Annotated in this window: 6 protein-coding genes; 3 read left to right on the top strand and 3 right to left on the bottom strand. The window is 65.6% G+C overall.

The window, feature by feature from the left end:
• Window positions 1–40 precede the first annotated feature (40 nt).
• Both QOC76_RS22280 and QOC76_RS22275 read right to left on the bottom strand, forming a co-directional pair.
• Entirely contained in the window at window positions 41–1,003 is a 963-nt protein-coding gene (locus QOC76_RS22280) for an LLM class flavin-dependent oxidoreductase (protein WP_526360458.1), read from the bottom strand.
• 75 nt (window positions 1,004–1,078) lie between these two features.
• Window positions 1,079–1,984: a helix-turn-helix domain-containing protein gene (locus QOC76_RS22275; protein ID WP_526360456.1), complete on the bottom strand. Its 906-nt coding sequence runs from the start codon at window positions 1,982–1,984 to the stop codon at window positions 1,079–1,081.
• A 102-nt stretch (window positions 1,985–2,086) separates the two neighbouring features.
• Between QOC76_RS22275 and QOC76_RS22270 the strand changes: the two genes are divergently transcribed.
• The 3 genes from QOC76_RS22270 to QOC76_RS22260 are packed head-to-tail and all read left to right on the top strand — an operon-like array spanning window position 2,087 to window position 4,634.
• Window positions 2,087–3,121 carry a zinc-dependent alcohol dehydrogenase family protein gene (locus tag QOC76_RS22270; RefSeq protein ID WP_526360454.1) on the top strand — a complete coding sequence of 345 codons (1,035 nt, stop codon included), beginning with the start codon at window positions 2,087–2,089 and terminating at the stop codon, window positions 3,119–3,121.
• Between the two features lie 60 nt (window positions 3,122–3,181).
• A complete protein-coding gene (locus QOC76_RS22265) occupies window positions 3,182–3,601 on the top strand; it encodes a (R)-mandelonitrile lyase (protein ID WP_526360452.1) in 420 nt (139 codons plus the stop codon).
• 55 nt (window positions 3,602–3,656) lie between these two features.
• A complete protein-coding gene (locus tag QOC76_RS22260; protein ID WP_526360450.1) occupies window positions 3,657–4,634 on the top strand; it encodes an aldo/keto reductase in 978 nt (325 codons plus the stop codon).
• Between the two features lie 6 nt (window positions 4,635–4,640).
• Here QOC76_RS22260 and QOC76_RS22255 read toward each other — a convergent pair.
• Window positions 4,641–5,342, bottom strand: a 702-nt coding sequence (locus tag QOC76_RS22255) for an adenylate/guanylate cyclase domain-containing protein (RefSeq protein WP_526360448.1), incomplete at its 5' end; no start/stop codon positions are given.

The following is a 5,342-nucleotide window of genomic DNA, read 5'->3' as shown; positions in this document are numbered from 1 at the left end:
GCCCACTCGACCGTCACCGAGTTCGACGGCGGCTCGCACCTCACCCTGATATCCCACCCCGACGCGGTGACGGCTGTGATCCTCGATGCGGTTCACTCGGTGACATAGCGATCAACGGCCGGATCTGTCTTCCGACAACGTCGATGAACGCATCGACATCGGCATCGGCGGGCGGCTGGAACACGATGGTGTCCGCACCGGCGTCGATCCACCGTTTCGCAGCGGCTGCGATCTCCTCGGCTGGGCCGTAGACGGCCAGGTCCTGCGATGCATCCAACTGCCAGTAGGCCAACTCGTCGCGCACGCGACTCTCGGGGTCGGGCCCTGTCGCACAGATCAGGTACACAACGGTTGACCGCGGTTTCGGCTCTACACGTTCGGCATGGCCAATACTGATGTGTCGCAGGGCTTCCCGAAGACGGTCCGGGGAGGTGCCGCCGGTGATCACCGTTCCCGAGGCCAGTTCGCCGCTGAGCGCCAGTGTCCGCGGGCCTTCGGCGCCGACGAGGAGTTCGATGTTCCGCTCCGGCGGCCAGTCGAGGCCGACGTCGGCGAGCTTCACATACCGACCGTCGTGGGTGACCCGCTCACCGCTCAGCAGCGCAGAGAGCACTGTCACGTACTCGCGAAGCAAGGTCATCGGCGAGGCGACTTTCTCGCCGATCTGCGCCATCCAGTCTTGGACACCATGGCCGAGGCCGACCCGGATGCGCCCGGGGTAGGCGCGGTCAAGGGTGGCGATCTCCATTGCGGTCACGGCGACGTTGCGCATCGGTACGGGCAGCACACCGATACCGATCTTGAGCCTCTGACTGTTCGCCAGCGCGATGGCGGCAGCCGAGATTCCGCCTGCCAGAAAGCAGTCCTCCCACAGCCAGAGCTCGTCGAGACCCGCGGCGTCGGCGGCCCGCGCCGCTCCGGCGATGCGTTCGGGGGCGCTTTGTGGGCGGAACACCGCGCCCACACTGACGCTTCTGGCGGGGGTCGAGGGTGGAAGGCTCATGGCTGCGATTCACAGATGCGTTCCATGCGGCGACATTAGGTGTCTGCCACCTGCTATCCCCGGAGAACGGCCGCGTTAACCGTCGGATTGTCTGCCGCGAGCGAACTCACCGGCCGTCTCTGCGGGTTCGGCGAGTTCCTGGGTCGCGGCCCAACTGGCGAGCAGCTTGAGACCATCCTCCGACGGGGTGCCTGGTTCGGCGGTGTAGGCGAACAACATCAGGCCCGGATCGGAGGGCAGTTCCATCCCCTCGTAAGTGAGCTCGAGGTCGCCGACCACGGGATGGTGCAGTCGCTTCACGCCGGTGCGATGCAGCCGCACGTTGTGTGCCGCCCACCTGACCCGAAAATCCTCGCTGCGTGTGGACAATTCACCGATCAGCTTGGTCAGCTTGTCGTCGAACGGGTCGCGTCCCGCGGCGCCGCGAAGGATTGCCACCGTGTTGTCCGCGATCTGCTCCCACTCCGGGTAGAAGTCGCGTGAGCGCGGGTTGAGGAACATGAACCTGGCGCTGTTCGCGGGACGAAACCGATCAGTGAAGAACTCCGAGTACAGCGCGTAGCCGAGCCGGTTCGCTGCCAGGAAGTCCAGTCGATCGTTGTGCACCCAGGCCGGCGCTCCGGACATCGCGTCGAGCACACGCTGGACGCTGGGACGGACGCGAGCCGCGCTGTTGCGTCGGCGGGTCCTCGGTGTCGCGTTGGCGGCACGGGCCAAGTCGAAGAGGTGCTCACCCTCCGCGTCATCCAGTTGCAGCGCCCGCGCCACCGCGTGCAGCACACTCTCGGATGCGCCGGTCAGGTTCCCGCGCTCGAGGCGGGTGTAGTAGTCGACGCTGACCCCCGCCAGCAGGGCGACCTCCTCGCGGCGCAGTCCCGTGACCCGTCGATTGCCCCCGTAAGCGGGCAGGCCGGCACGCTCCGGCGTGATCCTGGCGCGCCGCGAGGTCAAGAAGTCGCGGATGTCCTTGCGGTGGTCCATGCACTCCAGGCTAGGAGTGTGCCGCCAACCCTGAGGGGTACTGCCGTTACCTGGAACGACAGACACTGCCAGCCCCCAGGAAAGCGACGTTGACTGATACCCATGAAAGCAACCGTGATGTACCAAGCCGGTGACGTGCGCGTCCAGACCGTCCCCGACCCGGTCCTGCGCGCGCCCACCGACGCCATCGTCCGCGTTACGTCTGCCTGCATCTGCGGCAGTGACCTCTGGCCCTACCAGTCCATGCAGCACAAGGACGGCGGCCGCCGGATGGGCCACGAGTTCATCGGCGTCGTCGAAGAGGTCGGCTCGGAGGTTTCCGGCTTTCAGCGCGGTGACCTGGTGGTCGCTCCGTTCGTGTGGGCGGACAACACGTGCGACTTCTGCCGGGAAGGCCTGCACACGTCGTGCCGCCATGGCGGCGGGTGGGGATCTGCGGGCGTGGACGGCGGTCAGGGCGAGGCGGTGCGTGTTCCGCAAGCTCACGGCACGCTGGTGAAGCTACCGGTCGCCGAGGACTCGGCACTGATGCCGTCGCTGCTCACGCTGTCCGACGTCTTCTGCACCGGCCATCACGGTGCGGTGACATCCAGGGTCCGGCCGGGCCATTCGGTCACCGTGGTCGGAGACGGTGCGGTCGGGTTGTGCGCGGTGCTGGCCGCGAAGCGACTCGGCGCCGAACAGATCGTCTTGATGGGACGCCACACCGACCGCACCGATCTGGGGCGTGAATTCGGCGCCACAGACGTCGTAGCCGAGCGCGGCGAGGAAGGCGAGCAACGAGTCCGTGAGCTCACAGGTGGCGACGGCACTCACGCCGTCATCGAATGCGTCGGCACCGAAGCGTCACTGGCGACGGCTCTGAACGTGGTCCGCGACGGCGGCGCCGTCAGCCGGCTCGGGGTTTCGCAGTACACGCATGTGCCGATGAACTTCAAGACCATGATGCGCAACATCACCCTCACCGGTGGTGCCGCTCCCGCCCGCGCGTACATCGAGGAACTGATGCCCGACATCCTCGAGGGCAAGGTTGAGCCCGGCAAGGTGTTCGATCGCACCATCAGCGTTGACGAAGTGCCCGACGGATACCGCGCGATGGCCGAACGCAAATCGCTCAAAGTCTTGATCAAGCCCTAGGGGACAACCGACGACTGCCGGGCTCAAAAGTGATTCCGCCTCAATCCGATGAGGAGCGACATGCAGAAAATACCCACGGGCACATCCACCAAGGGCCCGGCCGAAATGTTCACCGGCGACGTGTACTTCGACGTCATCGCCAAGGGTGAAGAGCCGTCACGGATGCGCGTCAACACGGTGCGCTTCGCCCCGTGTGCTCGCACTGCGTGGCACACGCACGCATGCGGGCAGACCCTGCACGTCACAGACGGCATCGGGTTGGTCCAGTCGCGCGGCGGCGATGTCGTGGTGATGCGGCCGGGCGACACCGTCTACACCCCGCCCGGTGAATGGCATTGGCACGGCGCGGCTCCCACGCATTTCATGACGCACCTGGCGATGTGGGAGGCGCCCGAATCCATATCGGGCCGGGTCGAGACCGAGTGGGGCGAGCACGTCACCGACGCCGAGTACCACGTTCCCGAAGGCACCGAACTGTGACGGACAGCGTCGCCCGACGCAATCACGACCGGAATTTTCTTTCAAGGAGCTGCAAATGAAGATCGCGAAACTCGGGGATCTCGAGGTCGGCCGAATCGGCTTGGGCGCCATGGGCATGTCCCACGGGTACACCGGAGCGGGCACGGACGACGACGAGTCGATCCGTACCATTCACCGCGCGCTCGACCTGGGTGTGACCCTTATCGACACCGCCGAGATCTACGGACCCTACGTCAACGAGGAACTCGTCGGACGTGCGATCAAGGGCCGCCGCGACGAGGTGGTGCTGGCCACCAAGTTCGGGCTCGTCTCGCACGCCGGTCAAGGCCCGTGGAATCTCGACAGCAGTCCCGCCAACATCCGCGCCGCCGTCGAGGGGTCGCTTCGGCGGTTGGGAACCGACCACATCGACCTCTACTACCAGCACCGAGTCGACCCGAACACCCCGATCGAGGACACCGTCGGCGCGGTCGCCGAACTCGTCGGTGAGGGCAAGGTCCGATACATCGGACTCTCAGAGGCATGGGTCGACACAATTCGACGAGCGCACGCCGTCCACCCGATCACCGCGCTCCAATCAGAGTACTCACTGTGGACGCGGGATCAGGAACCGGAAGTGTTACCCGTACTGCGCGAGCTTGGCATCGGCCTGGTGCCGTATTCACCGCTGGGACATGGCTTTCTGACGGGAACCATTCGTTCGACAGACCAATTCGATTCGACCGACTTCCGCGCAAGCAACCCCCGATTCACCGGTGAGAACTTTCAGCGCAATCTCGCCATCGCAGACGAAGTCCAGGATGTCGCCGAGGAAGCCGGGGCGACGCCGGCACAGGTCGCCCTCGCCTGGTTGCTCGCGAAAGGCGATGACCTCGCGCCGATTCCGGGTACCAAGCATGTCGCTCGCGTCGAGGAGAACGTCGCCGCGGACGGCGTCGTGCTGACCACCGAGCAGATGAGGCGATTGGACGACCTCACACCGGCATCCGGCGGACACCACAACGAAGCGCAGATGGAGATGATCGAGCGCTGAATTGAACTAGGGAGCCACCGGAGCCGTTGCGTAGATCTTCACAGGTGTGGTCTTCCCTTTCAGGCGCAGCCCTGCGCGCTCGACGAACTCGCCGTGATCTGCGCCGAGCAAGGCCAGGGTCTGACCGGTCAGCAGAACGGAATCGCCAGTCTGACGGGTAGCCGACTCGACACGCGCGGCGATGTTGACGGCGTCGCCGATGACGGAAAACTCCAGCCGTCCAGCACCGCCGACATTTCCGGCCACCACTGGTCCGGAGTTCAACCCGACGCCCACTGACAGCGCCGTCCCGAACTCGTCGCGCACCGCGTCGGAGATTTCCAGTGCGGCTCGCAACGCCCGGTCAGCGTGATCCACGTAGCGCCGTGGTGCTCCGAACACGGCGAAGAGCCCGTCGCCCGCGTATTTGTCGACGTGTCCGCCGTGTCGGTGCACCAGCGGAACGATCCGTTCGAAGAGGCGGTTGAGTGCCGCGACGACCTCGATGGGCCGAAGCCGTTCTGCGAAGGTGGTGAAGCTGCGTACGTCGACGAACATCATCGTGACGTCCACCTCGTCGGCCTGCAGAGCGGCGCCCTGCAGGATGTGCTCGGCAACATCGCGGTCGACGTACGTCCCGAACACATCCCGAATGCGTTCCCGCTCAGTCAGACCCGCCGCCATGGCGTTGAAGCCGACCTGTAGGCGCCCGATCTCGCTGGCGTCGTC

This window comes from Mycobacterium sp. (genome assembly GCF_032159565.1).
GTDB lineage: Bacteria > Actinomycetota > Actinomycetes > Mycobacteriales > Mycobacteriaceae > Mycobacterium.
Note: the sequence above shows the minus strand (reverse complement) of the source record. Positions and strands in the feature narration are given on the sequence as shown.